Below are 13,462 nucleotides of genomic sequence, written 5' to 3' on the forward strand. Positions count from 1 at the left end.
AGGTATGCCGGGTAAAAGCAAGGCGGGTCAGAAAAAAATATTTATTACAGGTATTGGAACCGAAGTAGGTAAAACAATAGTTTCTGCCATAGTAACAGAGGCATTACAAGCCGATTATTTTAAACCGGTACAGGCCGGAGATTTAGATTTTTCAGATGCCGATAAAGTAAAGCATCTTGTGTCTAACGAAAAATCGGTATTTCATGGTAATGCTTATGCGTTGCAAACACCAATGAGTCCTCATGCTGCTGCCGAAATAGATAATGTATCTATCGATATAAATAATATTCAATTACCAGAAACAGATAATGATATTGTAATCGAAGGGGCCGGAGGCTTGCTGGTACCGCTTAATGATGAAGATACTATTCTTGATCTCATACAGCCCAACTATAGCGTTATTTTGGTTTCAAGACATTATTTAGGAAGCATAAATCATACTCTTATGAGTATTTGGATACTAAAAGAACAAGGTTTTAAGGTTTCTGTTATTTTTAATGGAGATGAACATAAAACAACAGAAGATATCATCAAAAAGATGACAGATGTCGAGGTGATCGGAAGAATTGAAGATGAACCATATTTTGATGCTGCGGTTGTAAAAGAATATGCTACACTGTTTAGAGAAAAATTAGAAGAATTATGAGATCAGATGTAAAACATATAGATCCAGTTTCAGTAGATAAAATAGCAGAGGACAAAAGTTTACAGCAAAGAGATAAGCAACATCTCTGGCATCCCCTTACCCAACACAAAATTCATCCGGAAGCTCTGCCAATAGTTAAAGCAAAAGGAGCAGTGTTATATGGTGATAATGGAAAAGAATATATCGATGGAATAGCATCTTGGTATACTGCAATGTATGGGCATTGTAATGATCATATTCTGAAAAGAGTAGGTGAGCAAATGCAGCAACTGGATCAAATCGTTTTTGCCGGATTTACTCACGAACCGGCCATTAAACTGTCTGAAGAACTCATAAAGATTCTACCAAATAATCAACAAAAAATCTTTTTCTCCGATAATGGTTCCACTGCAAATGAAGTGGGAATCAAAATGGCATTACAATATCACTTCAATAAAGGAGAAAAACGAAATACGATCATTGCTTTTGAAGATGGTTTTCATGGAGATACTTTTGGCGCGATGTCGGCTTCAGGGTTGTCTGTGTATAATGGGCCGTTTGAAGATTTTTTTATAGATGTTAAACGAATACCCACCCCAAGCTCAGATAATATTGAAGATATCCTTAGTTTGTTATTGTCTATTATTGAGCAAAACAACGTAGCAGCATTTATTTATGAGCCTTTGGTTCAAGGAGCCAATGCTATGCATATGTTTGAACCAGAGCACCTCGATAAAATTCTTGAGGTTTGCAAAACGCATCATATCATCACAATTGCAGATGAGGTAATGACCGGTTTTGGTAAAACGGGTAAAACATTTGCTTCGGAGTATATGCAAATACAACCAGACATTATTTCAATGTCAAAATCTCTTACTGCTGGTTTCGTACCTATGGCTGTTACTAGTTGCACCCAGAATATTTACGATGCTTTTCTTGATGATTCTGTAGGTAAGGCCTTTTTTCATGCGCATACTTACTCTGCCAATCCAATAGCATGTTCGGTAGCCTTAGCCGGAATAGAACTATTGTTAAGCCATGAATATCAGGATCATATTAAAAGAATCACCAGTGCCCATCAAGAATTTAATGATAGAATTAAAAACCATTCCAAAGTAAAGTCTACAAGACAAAAAGGAGTGATTTTTGCGCTTGATTTAAATATTGAGATGGATAGGTATGGTAAAAAGAGATACGAAATCTTTGATCACTTTATGCAAAGAGGAATTTTTCTTAGACCTTTAGGAAGTACAATTTATATTCTTGCTCCCTACATTATAAATACTAATCAATTAGATAGTGTTTATGATGCAATACTTGAACTCTTAGAAGAATTATAATGATTCTAAAAGTCGCTTGGCGTAATTCTTAGATAGTTTTTCAGGATTGCGGTAATAATGCAATTTGGTTTTGTCTATGTTGTAAGAACCCGATAAGTATTTAATCTCGTTTTCAAACCTAGTTTTTTGATAGTCGTCAAAAGATTGTTTGAATTTCGAGAAATTATCAGGGAGATCCTCAAATACTACGATTCCATCATTTTCCAAAGTATCAGAAATAGACTCATAATCCTGGGTAAGAATTTTTCGGGGTAATTTTCGGAACATTCTGATTAGGTTTACTTAACACAAATGTAACTTTTTTTTAACCAAAAAATAGAATTTCAATGTTAAGGATTGCATTGGGTAAAAACAAACTAGTAGTTTGTTATAAATCAGCTATTGTTAGAGGTGTTCATTTGATGTTCTAAACAAGCTTTAAATCGATCTCTATCATCGACATAGAATGCAAGGGTTTCGAAGGTTTTCTTTATTCCATACAAGCCAACTAGAGTATGTTTTTTCTTCAAAGTAATAACCACATTATGTGTTTCTAATTCACCCAAAGGAGATAATTTCCTTACAGCATCATTCAAGACTATATCTTTACTGTTTAGAGTTATGCTTTCTATATTCGAAATCGGTATAGAAGTCTCGCTAAGAATTCCGTATCTTAAATGTAGTGTATTCTCATCAATAACGAAGGGTCGCTGCATTAATGATTTTAGAAAACCAAAAATCTGAAAACTGGAATAAACACTTAAAATAGTTGCTATCCAAGCAGCAATTATACTCCATTTTATTAGTAGAATATGCAATACATAGGTTTCAATTGCTATTATGGGTATTAAGGCAACTAATAAAGAAATTGTGCCACTGTTTTTGTGGTAAGAGAATTCATTTTTCTTAAGTACTCTTTTCTTCCAGGAAATGAAACCATAATACAATACAGCTAGTTCCATCGCCAGTAAAGTACTTACTTTCCCCGGAAAAACTTCACGACAGGAATCCTTAAGTGCAGCGAAAAAATCTGGAGTTTGTTTAGCATTGTTTCGATATGATTTTAGAGTTTGCCGCACTTTATAAAATATAAAAGTCGCTACTCCCAATTCAATGATGGGAAAAACCCATGTTTTAATCCAGCTCAATATCGACTGGTGTTCTTTTGGGATAATATTGGAAGCTATAATGATTCCTAAAACAAATACCGGAACTGCGGTAATTTTTGGAATATTTTTCTTTCTTATTAAGAATAGATAAATAAGAGGACTTGTTAGAAGTAAATCCAGCGTTATAGCCTTAGAAAGCGCAGCCGTATTCACATGAAACAATTTTGATGAGGTAATCAAAACCATTAGCCCCATGATAAGTAATGGTATACCAAATATGAATAATTTACTCGAAATTCTCGTTCTCATCTGTGTTTTGCTCATAACCCAATAAATCTATTTGTTCATCAGTCTCAGAAATAATGACATACATATCAGAATAGTTCCATTCATCATTTTGTTTGGTTCCAACTACATATAACCTTGCTTTTCCTTTAGGTCCTTTAATAGGAACAGAAATATTTGCATCTCCCACACCATTGGTAAAAGAAATTTTGCCCTGCATGATACCATCGGTCTCTATAGGTTCTCCTAAAATATCGACTACATATGTGTCTTCTTGAGCCTTAGTAAGTGCTTGTTTGTAAGGGTCAGAATTGGTCATAATTTCACTTACCCCAAAAATGAGTGATCCTAAAAAAACAAAAAATAAAATGATAATTGTGAGGCATCCGCCTAAAGGAACTGCCCAGCCCCAGTTCCTGGCAAACCAACTTTTTTTTGGAGTATAATCTTCCATAGAAAATATATAATATTTGGTTGTACTTATATGTAGCTATTCTGCTGTTTTTGTTACTAAAATACTCCTAAAAAATCATAAAAAATGCAGAACTATTGAAGAAAATAGAACAAACCGTTACATTTGCCAAAACTTAAAAATTGCAGCAGCCAATATCTATTACGGGGATATCATCTATATCGCCCTTAGGAGTTTCGACCGAAGAAATTTGGGCCAATTATCAAACCTCAAAGCATTGTATTTCTTTGAAAGATTTTGATGGTAATCCTGCTTTGGTAGCAGAGCTTGATGATGACACTAAAGCTATCATTGAAGAATTGCGATCTGAGAGTGATCACTTTAAGCCTTTAGATAATTCGGTACTATATGGGATCTATGCTTCCAGGAAAGCAATTGAAAATGCAGGATGGACAAGTAATAAAGATTTTGGAATTAATGTAGGCTCCTCAAGAGGCGCCACTCATCTATTTGAGAAATATCATCAAGAATTTATAAAAACTGGAGTGTCATCTACATTGAGTTCACCAACAACAACTCTAGGGAATATATCTTCTTGGATTGCGCATGATTTGCAAAGTAACGGTCCCGAAATAAGTCATTCTATTACCTGTTCTACAGCATTACATGCTATATTGAACGGTGTTGCCTGGATACAATCAGGACTTACAGATACTTTCTTGGCAGGAGGTAGTGAAGCGCCGTTAACTGGATTTACGATAGCACAAATGAAAGCTTTGAAGATTTATGCTTCGGAAGTAGATAAACCTTATCCTTGTCAATCACTCAACTGGGAAAAAAAGAGAAACTCTATGTTTCTGGGAGAAGGAGCAGCTATGGTATGTCTTGAAAAAGGAAACGTTGATAATGCTTTGGCATATATAAAAGGAATTGGGTATGCTACCGAACCTTTAAAACATAATATTTCAATATCCACCGATGCAGATTGTTTTCAAAAATCAATGCAAATGGCATTAGGTAATAGTTCTATCGATGAAGTGGATGCTATTGTTATGCATGCACCTGGTACGATTAAAGGGGATAAAGCAGAATATAATGCGATAAAGGCCGTTTTTAAGGATGAAGTACCTGCATTAACTAGCAATAAATGGAAAATAGGACATACTTTTGGAGCTAGCGGGATTTTAAGTATAGAGATGGCAATTCTTATGTTGCAATACCAAGAGTTTATACCGGTACCTTTTATTACTTATGAAAGGGTTCCTAAAGAAATACGGAAAATAATGGTGAATGCTGTTGGTTTTGGAGGGAATGCCGTTAGTATTTTATTAGAAAAAACGAATCGAAATTAACAAAACGTACAAGTTTGTTGTTATTAAAAACTTCGAATTTGATGTTACTAAGTTGTGTATTTTGATTTTAAACAATTACTTTTGAACACTTACATTTCTTTTTTATGAGCGTTATTAGACACGATTGGACAAAGCAAGAGATTCTAGATATTTATAATAAACCTCTTATGGATTTGCTTTATGAAGCAGCCACAATTCATAGAGAACATCACGACCCTAACACGGTTCAGGTTTCAACCTTATTATCTATAAAAACAGGAGGGTGTCCCGAAGATTGCGGGTATTGTCCTCAAGCTGCTAGATATCATACCGATATTGAAGGTAATGACTTAATGAGTGTACAGCAAGTAAAAGCTCAGGCGTTGCGTGCTAAGTCTTCAGGTAGTTCTCGTGTATGTATGGGTGCGGCCTGGAGAAATGTGAAAGACGGGCCAGAATTTGAAAATGTACTGGAGATGGTTCGTACAATCAACAAATTAGATATGGAAGTTTGTTGTACTTTGGGGATGATTACAGAAAACCAGGCGCAACGATTGGCAGAGGCAGGTTTATATGCGTATAATCATAATCTAGATACTTCTGAAGAGTACTATAAAGAAGTAATTTCGACCAGAGGATACGAAGATCGTTTACAAACGATTGATAATGTTCGTAAAACAAATGTTACTGTTTGTAGTGGAGGTATTATAGGTATGGGAGAAGAAGTAGAAGATCGCGCAGGAATGTTGGTAGCGCTTTCAAAACTTAATCCACAACCAGAGTCGGTTCCTATTAATGCATTAGTTGCGGTAGACGGTACACCTATGGAAGATGAAAAGCCAGTGGCTATTTGGGAAATGATTAGAATGGTAGCCACAACCAGAATAATAATGCCAAAAACCCAAGTTAGGTTATCTGCAGGAAGAACTGAAATGAGTAGAGAAGGGCAAGCGATGTGTTTCTTCGCAGGAGCAAATTCTATCTTCGCAGGAGATAAATTACTAACTACACCTAATCCTGATGTAAATGAAGATATGGAAATGTTCTCTTTACTAGGACTTATTCCACAGAAACCGTTTGTGAAAAAGGCGCAACCTGAAACTGTTGAAGCTGAAGATTCGAAATTTGAAGCGTTAGGAGAAAAGCCAAAATGGACAAGACCAAGTCATAAGATTGAAAGAAACGAGTCTGCTAGACAAACTACAAAAGATGTTGTAGCAGATAAATAGTTTTAGAATTTTTTTCATAATTAGTGAAATTAAATTTAGAGCAAATACCAAGGGTAAATACGATTACCAAAGAGGAGTTCCTTAAACAATATGTCGCATTACAAAAGCCAGTAGTAATTGAGCGATTGATTGTCGATTGGCCTGCTTTCGAAAAGTGGAGTTTAGATTATATCAATGAACTCGCAGGAGAAAAAGAGGTTCCGGTTTATGATGACAGACCAATTTCTTCTGAACATAAATTTAATGAAGCTCATGCAAAAATGAAGATGAGCGAGTATATTGATTTGTTAAAAAAAGAGTCTACGAACTACAGAATTTTTCTCTATAATTTGCTCAAAGAAGTGCCACGGCTACAACAGGATTTTAAGTATCCCGATGTTGGTTTAAAGTTTATGAAGAAATTACCATTCTTATTTTTTGGAGGTAGTGATTCTAAGGTATTCATGCATTATGATATTGATCTAGCCAATATATTTCATTTTCATTTCCATGGAGAAAAGCAGTGTATTCTTTATCCACCTTCTGAAACCAAATATTTATATAAAGTTCCGCATGCTTTGATTTCTCACCAAGGTATAGATTTTACAAATCCTGATTTGGATAAATGGCCTGCATTAAAAAAAGCTAAGGGGTATATTACCAATTTAAAACACGGAGAGACGTTATATATGCCCGAAGGGTATTGGCATCAAATGACGTATTTAACCCCAGGATTCTCCATGAGTATTCGATCAGTACCAAAAAAGTTCTCAAACTTTGCACAAGCAACCTATAATGTATTTATCATGAGGTATTTTGATAATTTTATGCGTAAACGAAGAGGGCAAAAGTGGATCGATTATAAAAATAATGAGGCCATTTCAAGGACAAATAAGAGAAATGGATTTTAAAAATAAAGGCAAAAAACTCTAATGATAATAGTTCATCATTAGAGTTTTTTAGTTTTTATAATATTTTAATTATAAAGTTGGAGTAAATTTTTTAAGGCTATCGTAAATGTCTTTTGCTGCATTATATGCATCGACTACATCGTTAATTAAATCTAATATACCATCACCTCCCTCGATAGTTTTCATTTCAGTATTACTTAATTCGCTTACGTTAAAATTACTTAGATTTTTCATTGTTTTATTTTTTGAATTGATAAAATGTTTTATGCCGTAAACATAATTTGAGATGCTCTCATTTTTTGAGATATTGATAGTGAAAAACAAAAAGAATTTAGTAGGGAATAAGTTCATTTACCTTGGCAAAGACAAGTTGGGGTTCCCAACCTCTATACAGTAAATAATCGGTAAGTTTTTTTCTTCTTTTGTTTAAATTAGATTCGTTGAGAGTCGCGCTTTTTTTCTCTGCGAGGGTATGAAATGCTTCTAGGTATTCTACTTCATTTATTTCTTTGAGTGCGGTTTTGATATTGTATTGAGAAATGTTTCGATATTTCAATTCTCTAACTATTCTCTGTCTTCCCCATTTTTTTATTCTGAATTTACCACGGGCAAAACTTTGTGCAAAACGTTCTTCGTTTAAAAAGTTATGTTCCAAGAGATGCACTATAATTTGATCTCGGGCCTCAGGAATAAGTCTCATTTCATTAAGCTTTTCGGCTACATCTTTATGACACCTTTCCTGATAAGCACAATATCGCTCCATTTTTTTGGTAGCTTCGGCAACTGTAATCGATTGTTGAGGTTTTTTGTACATCTAGGGGGTAAATATACAAACCTTTTTCTTCAGACTTAAAGTTCTAAAAGTAGTAGTTGGTTACTAATTTTATCTTTTGTAGTAACCTTGTTTTTTTGTAGAAACTCAATAATACTTTTTTCTCTTTCCGAACCTTTAATACTTGACAAAAGATGATCCTTTGTCAATGGTTTAATATCTAAGGGAGTAAATTTTGTTTTAAAATAATAGGAGCTCCATAAACCCAAATTAAAACGTTTAGGATATTCTTTATAAATGTGAATCCAACTATTTGAACCTACAAGCTCACAAAAATTTCCGTTGGGTAATACATTGAAGTAAAAGGGATCAATTTCTTGTGAATCTTGTATATCAGACGATAAAATTTGTTCTATGTGTTTATGTTGTATTGGAGCAGATGTATAGAATAATAAAATCTCAATCTGATGAATCATGTCAAAAGCTTGCATTTTATTCATGCCTTCAAAATGTTTTGTGATTTCAAGAAGTAGTTGTTCTTTGTTTTTCATGATAATAGTTGGTAGATAAATGTGTTTTTTAAAAAATTCCCCCTTATCACTGAGAAAGAGGGAATTTCGATGTACAAGTAGCACCTTTGCAGGTCTAATTTCACTGACTTGTTCGTTAAAGATTTTATTTAACTAAAGTTCAATTTTAAGAGTACATGTATTAAACCTGAGATAATTGGTAAATAGAAAGTTATCCCAGTCTCAAGGATCACCGTAAGGAGGCCTTAGAAAGGTATTTAAACTGCCTCCTTTTGAGCAAGTTTTGCATTGCTAAGCCCTAAAGCGTTTAAATTTTTCATGTCTAAAGATTTTAAAACCTGCCTATTATAGACAGGTTGCTTTTTAGTAAGGGAATTGATAATCTTGATCTCTTGGGTCTCCAAAAGGAGGGATTGGAAAGTCATCTCCCAATATAAGATCTTTAAGATCTTTAGTTGGTGAAGGACAAGGGTCCATTTGACATCCTCCGCTAATACTGCTTAATTCGATGTTTGATAATTCTTGTAAATTTTTCATGTTTTTTGATTTAATGATTAATGAATGATGATTGATGAATGTTTTTGTAATTATTTCTTTTACAATACAATAGTAGTTATAGAGTGTCTCATTTTTTGAGATGTAAGGATTATTTTTTGTATTTTTTAGAGAATAAAAAGCCCTCTACATATTGTAGAGGGTGTAAACTCATACTCAACTTAATTTATGTAGACAAAACATGCTTATATGTTTTGGATGATTTTTAGTAAGGTAAATCAAAATGATAGTTTACAAAATATTTTTAAATGCTATCCGGCTAATATTCGGGATATTTCATTTCTTAATGAAAACTATCATTTTGATGTATTCCTTAAATGCAACAGTTTTAAAAAACTATATACAATTCGATTTTTGATGATTGATGATGATAACTTGGTTTATAGAAGAGGAAGCATGTACTTTAAGTTGTCAAGCATTTCCATAATTTTTTCCAATTCTGGACATGTTACATCTTCTCCTCCACAACCTCCGTTAATGGTTGTAAGTTCCTCTGATGATAAAGAGCCGTACTGTTTTAATGTTTGATTTTTCATGGTTACTATAAGTTTTAATTATTATTGTGTTGCTTTTACATTTCAATAATAAGATATGTTCGTCTCATCTTCTGAGATGTACATTTAACTATCCTATATTCATTCCTAGTAATCATAATATTCTTTAGAAAGCAAAAAATCTTTTTTCAGTTTTGGAAAACTTAAGGTTAAAGTATCTATATGACTCAATTGATTCTCAAAAAGACAAAGGTCTTCTTCATTTGTTATCAGTTTTCCGTTGACTAGAAACCCCTTCATATTTGGTCTAAGGCCTAAGTGGTACGACCTACTGTCTTTAATTACCGATTTAATATATACTTCATCGGTATACCCAAGATTGACTCCAAAACCTTTTAGCTTAAAATTTTGATTATTTGTTTGTTTCGATAAAATCAACATTTTGTTTTTCCAATCTATCGTGACTAAAAAATTCTTTAATACTCCAAGCCCTATTGCCTTGAAGGATGAGTCTTTATTCGTTTTGGCTGTGATAGTATTTAAAAGTAATTGATGTTTTTTCCCGATTGACAGAGAATCAATATTCACTAAATACTGCTTTGAGTTACTTTGTCCTCCTATCCCTTTGCTAGCCTCTCCTAGAATATCAATTTTCTTAATCTCATATAATTGATCTATGATTTTTGGGTTTAGGATGAGGGGACCATTAAAACCTGTGTCTAGAACAATATCAGTTTTTACACTCTTTCCTATCTGAATTGGAAGATAAATATGATGGCTATAAATGTTGGTTTCAATCTTTATTTTAATGGATTCTTCGTTGGTATTTGGAAGAAACTTAGCTTCTTTAGCAATATGAATAACTTTGTTTTGAAAATCAAATTGCCATGCAAAATGATGCATGATATTTTTTCCTATAATACCATATATATTTTCTGAACAAGGAAATTTTATATTGGCTTTACTAAAGGCTATTTTTTTTAATTGAATACCTCCAAATTCAAGATTAGCAATAGAGTGAATTTTCGGAAAAGTAGTTTTTCCATTAACATCTTTACTAATTTTTCTTCCTATAGAACTTCCTATTTTTTCGCTAGGGAAATTAGTGAAGATATGATTAGAAGCTCCTGTATCTAGAATAAAAGAATATTTTTTTTGTGAATCATCAATTTTCGCATCAATAAGGATATGTCCGCTAGTAGAATATTTAAAAGGAATTGAAGTATACTCTGGAGCAGCTTCAATAACAAGTTGATCTTGTTTTTTGTATTGGTTAGAAAAGAAATAGACTATTCCAACAATACCTATAATTATAACAATTACGAAAATTAAAATAAACTTTTTCATGTCGTTTTAACTTGTATTTCTAATTTTTGGAAGAACCTTTAAAAGAAAAAAGTGAACAATCAAATTGTTCACTTTTTTTAGCGTCTTTCTAACGATGATTAGAAAAGCTTCTTTGCCCATTTTGCAACTTTACCAATTCCAACAACAGTAATTGCTACTTCAATGATATTTCCAATAACTACTCCTGCTTCGTAAGCAACACCATCATGTCCACCGTTGATTTCGATTAATTCTTTTGCATTTAAATTTTTCATAATTTTACGTTTTTAAAGATTTATTATTATTTTAATGTTTGATTTGATTAGTTCCAAAGTGAGCTGATACCATCCCATACTCCTCTACCAAAGTCTGCTATATGATGTGCAGCTACTCCTATACCGTATCCAATAGCTTCTCCAATTTGCTCAGCAGTAGATCCTTCTCCTCCACCATTGATCTCGACTAATTCTTTAAAATTTAATTCTTTCATTTTTTTAAAGTTTTTTGATTAAATATTATTTTATTAATGTACTGAGTTATATCCTTTAGAAGCTCCTTTAACTAACCCGTTTCCAAAATCGCTTATTGCTTCTACCGTAGCGTCATATGCGTCGCTTACATCTTGTACAAACTCATCCCAAGAGTATCCTCCATCAATTTGAGTCATGTCTAACGTGCTCATTTCAGCTACTCCAAAATTTTCTAAATTTTTCATTTTTTTACGTTTTTATGATTAATGATTATTTTAAATATTGCCTACATTATCGATTCCGTCAAATTAATATGTAAGCTGTTTTCGTTGTTGCAACAACCGTGAAAAGTTTCATTGTTTCCCTTTCACAGTACAATGATACGGTGGGGTAATCTCATCTTTTGAGATTGTAGTTTTTTTTCAAAAAAATCATCATAATAGCTAAATTATATACCATAACAGAGTAGTATTTGATTATAATTAGTATTGGATAGTCTATGTTTACAGGTCATTATAAAAACAAAAAACCTTCTCTAGTAGTTGAGAAGGTTTTTGTGATACTTTTTTAAGTCTGAGTTTGCAAAAATCTTAGAACATTTCAGAAATAGTCTCTACTTGTTCATCTATGAATTCTCCAATATCTTTCTTCAATTGTGGTAACGCCACGTTTACAAGAAACCCTATTTCTTCACAAAGTAAATTACCTCCATTTATTGTCGATAGATTAATGTGATTTATCTGGTGTACTCCGTAGTTTTCTAAATTTTTCATTTTTTTACGTTTTAAAAGTTTATTTAATTGGATTTTTAATTTTGATTAGAATTATTGAAATTCTCTTTCTCTTCTTCGGGTACACCAAATAAGTAATCTGCAAGGGGTTGTAGCCAAGTTGGAATTGGGAATGGTGCCCCGCCATTTGTTTCTAATAATTCTTTGTTACTTAAATTTTTCATTTTTTTACGTTTTATGATTAATGATATTAGCAAGAATAAGAAATGAGCATCTCAATGTATGAGACTACTTAAAAATATTATAAAAAAACCCCGAGAATTATTTCTCGGGGCGAGCAGCAAACTATACTATCCCAACCATAGTTATATAGCTGCCAAAAGCGTTGGTTTTTGAAAAGAGGCTCCCCCACTTACTGATCTTAGTTCGGTCGAATCTAAATCTTGTATATAAAATCCAAATTTAAAATTCACGTGTTCTGCATATACAAAACTTTGTATCGTAAAGTCATACTCTATAGGTGCATTAAGATCTTTCATAATATCAATAATTCTATAGGTTTGTGCTCTTGATATCCCTAGTCTAGAAGCCAGGTCAACCGGATTACCAGTGGCTTCCATACGAATTAATCGGTCAATTCTTTCTATAAGTTCTATGTGTTTAATAATGATATTCATAACGTTTCGTTTTATACCTGTATACACAGATGGATTAATGATTTGATTGATATGGTTAATTAGAAATGGGTTTTAAAACCAATCTCCCACTTCGTCTTCATCTATAAAAAATTCGTGGTCTTGAGAATATGAAATAACATCGGTAATTACATCTTGTAATTCTGGTTCATTGATCTCATCAAATATGAAGTCCATTTCTAATTTGTTAGATAGCTCATTTTTTAGCTTTTGTGAATTGTAATTTTTCATGACTTTGTTTTTTAAATTATTCAACTATTCTTAAGCTGGGGTATTTAAATTCTATAGGGGTAACAATACTTTGCATACCGCAGGAAGAAACTTCTAGAACTTCTTCTCCGCAAAGGTTTCTAGTGTAAAATCCAAAGGAAAAATTTATGTGTTCTTCATATACAAAGCTTTGTAGTTTAATATCAAAAACAATAGGGGCTTTGAGTTCTTTCATGATCTTTATGATCTGAAACAAAGATCCTTTTGAAATTTCTAGTTTTTCTGCTAATTGATCTGACGTACCGGTTTCACCTAAATAGATTAATCGATCCAAATGCTCTATAAGTTCAATATGTCGTTCTATTTTTCTCATGACCTGGTGCTTTTGAAGTTTTTAATTATGCTACCGCATCGATTTTATGGAAATTGTCTAGAACTGGCATTTGTTTTTGCCATAGTTCATAATACTTTTCTTGTCT

The 13,462-nt window shown here is 32.9% G+C and carries 22 protein-coding genes; 5 read left to right on the plus strand and 17 right to left on the minus strand.

The window, feature by feature from the left end; translation table 11 throughout:
- The first annotated feature begins 4 nt into the window (after positions 1 to 4).
- Together bioD and bioA are read left to right on the plus strand one after the other, a co-directional pair.
- Positions 5 to 646, plus strand: coding sequence for a dethiobiotin synthase (gene bioD / locus M0D21_RS21830; protein WP_248333493.1), 642 nt, complete (start codon positions 5 to 7; stop codon positions 644 to 646).
- Entirely contained in the window at positions 643 to 1,965 is a 1,323-nt protein-coding gene (gene bioA, locus M0D21_RS21835) for an adenosylmethionine--8-amino-7-oxononanoate transaminase (RefSeq protein WP_248333495.1), read from the plus strand. Before bioD ends, bioA begins: the two co-directional genes overlap by 4 nt.
- Here the strand turns inward: bioA and M0D21_RS21840 are convergent.
- From M0D21_RS21840 to M0D21_RS21850, 3 genes are all read right to left on the minus strand, one after another.
- Positions 1,960 to 2,232 carry a hypothetical protein gene (locus M0D21_RS21840; protein WP_248333497.1) on the minus strand — a complete coding sequence of 91 codons (273 nt, stop codon included), beginning with the start codon at positions 2,230 to 2,232 and terminating at the stop codon, positions 1,960 to 1,962. The two genes, bioA and M0D21_RS21840, sit on opposite strands and share 6 nt — an antisense overlap.
- Before the next feature lie 107 nt (positions 2,233 to 2,339).
- Positions 2,340 to 3,362: a hypothetical protein gene (locus M0D21_RS21845; RefSeq protein WP_248333499.1), complete on the minus strand. Its 1,023-nt coding sequence runs from the start codon at positions 3,360 to 3,362 to the stop codon at positions 2,340 to 2,342.
- The gene (locus M0D21_RS21850) at positions 3,340 to 3,792 is read right to left on the minus strand and encodes a cytochrome c oxidase assembly factor Coa1 family protein (RefSeq protein ID WP_248333501.1); all 453 of its coding nucleotides are present in this window, start codon (positions 3,790 to 3,792) and stop codon (positions 3,340 to 3,342) included. Before M0D21_RS21850 ends, M0D21_RS21845 begins: the two co-directional genes overlap by 23 nt.
- Positions 3,793 to 3,932: 140 nt before the next feature.
- On the opposite strand from M0D21_RS21850, the gene M0D21_RS21855 reads away from it, so the two are divergent.
- The 3 genes from M0D21_RS21855 to M0D21_RS21865 all read left to right on the plus strand — a co-directional run bounded on the left by M0D21_RS21855 (position 3,933) and on the right by M0D21_RS21865 (position 7,200).
- Positions 3,933 to 5,102, plus strand: coding sequence for a beta-ketoacyl synthase N-terminal-like domain-containing protein (locus M0D21_RS21855; RefSeq protein ID WP_248333503.1), 1,170 nt, complete (start codon positions 3,933 to 3,935; stop codon positions 5,100 to 5,102).
- Positions 5,103 to 5,206: 104 nt separating this feature from the next.
- Positions 5,207 to 6,310, plus strand: a complete 1,104-nt coding sequence (gene bioB, locus M0D21_RS21860) for a biotin synthase BioB (RefSeq protein ID WP_248333505.1) — start codon at positions 5,207 to 5,209, stop codon at positions 6,308 to 6,310.
- A 23-nt stretch (positions 6,311 to 6,333) separates the two neighbouring features.
- Positions 6,334 to 7,200, plus strand: a complete 867-nt coding sequence (locus tag M0D21_RS21865; protein ID WP_248333506.1) for a cupin-like domain-containing protein — start codon at positions 6,334 to 6,336, stop codon at positions 7,198 to 7,200.
- Between the two features lie 69 nt (positions 7,201 to 7,269).
- On the opposite strand, the gene M0D21_RS21870 is transcribed toward M0D21_RS21865, so the two are convergent.
- From M0D21_RS21870 to M0D21_RS21935, 14 genes are all read right to left on the minus strand, one after another.
- A complete protein-coding gene (locus M0D21_RS21870; RefSeq protein WP_248333507.1) occupies positions 7,270 to 7,434 on the minus strand; it encodes a bacteriocin in 165 nt (54 codons plus the stop codon).
- A gap of 97 nt (positions 7,435 to 7,531) precedes the next feature.
- Positions 7,532 to 8,014: a regulatory protein RecX gene (locus M0D21_RS21875; RefSeq protein ID WP_248333508.1), complete on the minus strand. Its 483-nt coding sequence runs from the start codon at positions 8,012 to 8,014 to the stop codon at positions 7,532 to 7,534.
- 35 nt (positions 8,015 to 8,049) lie between these two features.
- Positions 8,050 to 8,523: a hypothetical protein gene (locus M0D21_RS21880; RefSeq protein ID WP_248333509.1), complete on the minus strand. Its 474-nt coding sequence runs from the start codon at positions 8,521 to 8,523 to the stop codon at positions 8,050 to 8,052.
- Positions 8,524 to 8,865: 342 nt separating this feature from the next.
- The gene (locus M0D21_RS21885) at positions 8,866 to 9,039 is read right to left on the minus strand and encodes a hypothetical protein (protein ID WP_248333511.1); all 174 of its coding nucleotides are present in this window, start codon (positions 9,037 to 9,039) and stop codon (positions 8,866 to 8,868) included.
- 398 nt (positions 9,040 to 9,437) lie between these two features.
- Positions 9,438 to 9,593 carry a hypothetical protein gene (locus M0D21_RS21890; protein ID WP_248333513.1) on the minus strand — a complete coding sequence of 52 codons (156 nt, stop codon included), beginning with the start codon at positions 9,591 to 9,593 and terminating at the stop codon, positions 9,438 to 9,440.
- Between the two features lie 105 nt (positions 9,594 to 9,698).
- A complete protein-coding gene (locus tag M0D21_RS21895; protein ID WP_248333515.1) occupies positions 9,699 to 10,898 on the minus strand; it encodes an aspartyl protease family protein in 1,200 nt (399 codons plus the stop codon).
- Positions 10,899 to 10,996: 98 nt separating this feature from the next.
- Positions 10,997 to 11,152 carry a hypothetical protein gene (locus M0D21_RS21900; RefSeq protein WP_248333517.1) on the minus strand — a complete coding sequence of 52 codons (156 nt, stop codon included), beginning with the start codon at positions 11,150 to 11,152 and terminating at the stop codon, positions 10,997 to 10,999.
- A gap of 47 nt (positions 11,153 to 11,199) precedes the next feature.
- Positions 11,200 to 11,367, minus strand: coding sequence for a hypothetical protein (locus tag M0D21_RS21905; RefSeq protein ID WP_248333519.1), 168 nt, complete (start codon positions 11,365 to 11,367; stop codon positions 11,200 to 11,202).
- Positions 11,368 to 11,400: 33 nt separating this feature from the next.
- Entirely contained in the window at positions 11,401 to 11,592 is a 192-nt protein-coding gene (locus M0D21_RS21910; RefSeq protein ID WP_248333521.1) for a hypothetical protein, read from the minus strand.
- A 345-nt stretch (positions 11,593 to 11,937) separates the two neighbouring features.
- The gene (locus M0D21_RS21915) at positions 11,938 to 12,120 is read right to left on the minus strand and encodes a hypothetical protein (protein WP_248333523.1); all 183 of its coding nucleotides are present in this window, start codon (positions 12,118 to 12,120) and stop codon (positions 11,938 to 11,940) included.
- 35 nt (positions 12,121 to 12,155) lie between these two features.
- Positions 12,156 to 12,302 (minus strand): hypothetical protein, encoded by a 147-nt coding sequence (locus M0D21_RS21920; RefSeq protein ID WP_248333525.1) that lies wholly within the window; start codon positions 12,300 to 12,302, stop codon positions 12,156 to 12,158.
- 141 nt (positions 12,303 to 12,443) lie between these two features.
- Positions 12,444 to 12,755 (minus strand): hypothetical protein, encoded by a 312-nt coding sequence (locus tag M0D21_RS21925; protein ID WP_248333527.1) that lies wholly within the window; start codon positions 12,753 to 12,755, stop codon positions 12,444 to 12,446.
- Between the two features lie 72 nt (positions 12,756 to 12,827).
- Entirely contained in the window at positions 12,828 to 13,004 is a 177-nt protein-coding gene (locus tag M0D21_RS21930) for a hypothetical protein (RefSeq protein WP_248333529.1), read from the minus strand.
- Positions 13,005 to 13,020: 16 nt separating this feature from the next.
- A complete protein-coding gene (locus M0D21_RS21935; protein WP_248333530.1) occupies positions 13,021 to 13,356 on the minus strand; it encodes a hypothetical protein in 336 nt (111 codons plus the stop codon).
- Positions 13,357 to 13,462 lie beyond the last annotated feature (106 nt).

Origin of the sequence: Aquimarina acroporae (assembly GCF_023195925.1) — a bacterium.
In the GTDB taxonomy this organism is placed as follows: domain Bacteria; phylum Bacteroidota; class Bacteroidia; order Flavobacteriales; family Flavobacteriaceae; genus Aquimarina; species Aquimarina acroporae.

What these genes read in the sequence shown, in the direction of transcription:
- bioA (WP_248333495.1), top strand. Translation starts at nt 643, where the DNA reads ATGAGATCAGATGTAAAACATATAGATCCAGTTTCAGTAGATAAAATA.
- M0D21_RS21885 (WP_248333511.1), bottom strand. Translation starts at nt 9,039, where the DNA reads ATGAAAAATTTACAAGAATTATCAAACATCGAATTAAGCAGTATTAGC.
- M0D21_RS21920 (WP_248333525.1), bottom strand. Translation starts at nt 12,302, where the DNA reads ATGAAAAATTTAAGTAACAAAGAATTATTAGAAACAAATGGCGGGGCA.
- M0D21_RS21930 (WP_248333529.1), bottom strand. Translation starts at nt 13,004, where the DNA reads ATGAAAAATTACAATTCACAAAAGCTAAAAAATGAGCTATCTAACAAA.
- M0D21_RS21850 (WP_248333501.1), bottom strand. Translation starts at nt 3,792, where the DNA reads ATGGAAGATTATACTCCAAAAAAAAGTTGGTTTGCCAGGAACTGGGGC.
- M0D21_RS21840 (WP_248333497.1), bottom strand. Translation starts at nt 2,232, where the DNA reads ATGTTCCGAAAATTACCCCGAAAAATTCTTACCCAGGATTATGAGTCT.
- M0D21_RS21915 (WP_248333523.1), bottom strand. Translation starts at nt 12,120, where the DNA reads ATGAAAAATTTAGAAAACTACGGAGTACACCAGATAAATCACATTAAT.
- M0D21_RS21905 (WP_248333519.1), bottom strand. Translation starts at nt 11,367, where the DNA reads ATGAAAGAATTAAATTTTAAAGAATTAGTCGAGATCAATGGTGGAGGA.
- M0D21_RS21845 (WP_248333499.1), bottom strand. Translation starts at nt 3,362, where the DNA reads ATGAGAACGAGAATTTCGAGTAAATTATTCATATTTGGTATACCATTA.
- M0D21_RS21875 (WP_248333508.1), bottom strand. Translation starts at nt 8,014, where the DNA reads ATGTACAAAAAACCTCAACAATCGATTACAGTTGCCGAAGCTACCAAA.
- bioD (WP_248333493.1), top strand. Translation starts at nt 5, where the DNA reads ATGCCGGGTAAAAGCAAGGCGGGTCAGAAAAAAATATTTATTACAGGT.
- bioB (WP_248333505.1), top strand. Translation starts at nt 5,207, where the DNA reads ATGAGCGTTATTAGACACGATTGGACAAAGCAAGAGATTCTAGATATT.
- M0D21_RS21910 (WP_248333521.1), bottom strand. Translation starts at nt 11,592, where the DNA reads ATGAAAAATTTAGAAAATTTTGGAGTAGCTGAAATGAGCACGTTAGAC.
- M0D21_RS21895 (WP_248333515.1), bottom strand. Translation starts at nt 10,898, where the DNA reads ATGAAAAAGTTTATTTTAATTTTCGTAATTGTTATAATTATAGGTATT.
- M0D21_RS21935 (WP_248333530.1), bottom strand. Translation starts at nt 13,356, where the DNA reads ATGAGAAAAATAGAACGACATATTGAACTTATAGAGCATTTGGATCGA.
- M0D21_RS21900 (WP_248333517.1), bottom strand. Translation starts at nt 11,152, where the DNA reads ATGAAAAATTTAAATGCAAAAGAATTAATCGAAATCAACGGTGGACAT.
- M0D21_RS21890 (WP_248333513.1), bottom strand. Translation starts at nt 9,593, where the DNA reads ATGAAAAATCAAACATTAAAACAGTACGGCTCTTTATCATCAGAGGAA.
- M0D21_RS21925 (WP_248333527.1), bottom strand. Translation starts at nt 12,755, where the DNA reads ATGAATATCATTATTAAACACATAGAACTTATAGAAAGAATTGACCGA.
- M0D21_RS21880 (WP_248333509.1), bottom strand. Translation starts at nt 8,523, where the DNA reads ATGAAAAACAAAGAACAACTACTTCTTGAAATCACAAAACATTTTGAA.
- M0D21_RS21870 (WP_248333507.1), bottom strand. Translation starts at nt 7,434, where the DNA reads ATGAAAAATCTAAGTAATTTTAACGTAAGCGAATTAAGTAATACTGAA.